Source organism: Streptomyces sp. PKU-EA00015, from assembly GCF_013387495.1.
Taxonomy (GTDB): domain Bacteria; phylum Actinomycetota; class Actinomycetes; order Streptomycetales; family Streptomycetaceae; genus Streptomyces.
Genome location: NZ_JABZEE010000136.1, coordinates 1 through 846 on the forward strand (window position 1 = coordinate 1; position 846 = coordinate 846).

Sequence of the window (846 nt, forward strand, 5' to 3'; positions counted from 1 at the left end):
TGCTCAGCGGTGGCAGCAGCCTAGGTTAATTAAGCTGCGCTAGTAGACGAGTCCATGTGCTGGCGTTCAAATTTCGCAGCAGCGGTTTCTTTACCAGACTCGAGTCAGCGCTCACTGTCGCCCCAATAGTCGGCACCGTGGTAGAAGCCCGTGGTGAATCCCGCTTCGCGGGCGAGATAGAGCGCCTCCCGTGGGCAGGTGACCTCCAGCGCGTGGAGATGGTCCTGGCAGGCTCTGATCCGGTCGCGGAGCTGTCGGGACACCTCTTCCCGGTCGACGAGCAGGAGGGCGTTGAGGTCGCCGGACCTGATGTCGCGTTCGTAGCTGGCCAGGTCGTTCGACAGGCGCAGAATCCGCTGGACCTCGCGGCTGGCCGCGATCAGCTCGGGGAGGTGGCTCCGGGTTTGGGCATCTCCGGTGACGATCCAGTGCGAGACGTTGACAAAGGAGGCGCCATAGTTGTCCGCGTTGTCCAGGTATTCGGCGAACGAGGGTGGTCGTGCGGAGTGCCGCCACTCCCATTCTCGAATGTCGGCGGTCAGCATGCGACGCACCTCCTCGCGCCACACCGGCTGCCACTCGGTGAATCCGGCGCCGGTGGCGAGCTCGTCGCGAATCTCGGCGAGAAGCTGACCGAGTGCGCAGTCGACGTCCGGTGCGGCGCCGTCGGCGACCGCCTGACATGCCGACACGATCGAGCGGACGGCGTCGTCGGAGGTCGCGACACGGTCGACCTGCCAGTCCTCGGCCGTGACCCACAACGAGGCACGGTTGGCGACGCGTAGCTGCTCGGCCGAGCACCACGGGGCGATGAACGCCGTCGACAGCGCCAAGGCGCTGAGCATC

General features: G+C 65.8%; 1 protein-coding gene. It reads right to left on the reverse strand.

Annotation, left to right across the window (positions count from 1 at the left end; all coding sequences use genetic code 11):
- Nucleotides 1–104 precede the first annotated feature (104 nt).
- A partial coding sequence (locus HW130_RS35230; RefSeq protein WP_177153826.1) for a terpene synthase family protein occupies nt 105–846 on the reverse strand: 742 nt, incomplete at its 5' end.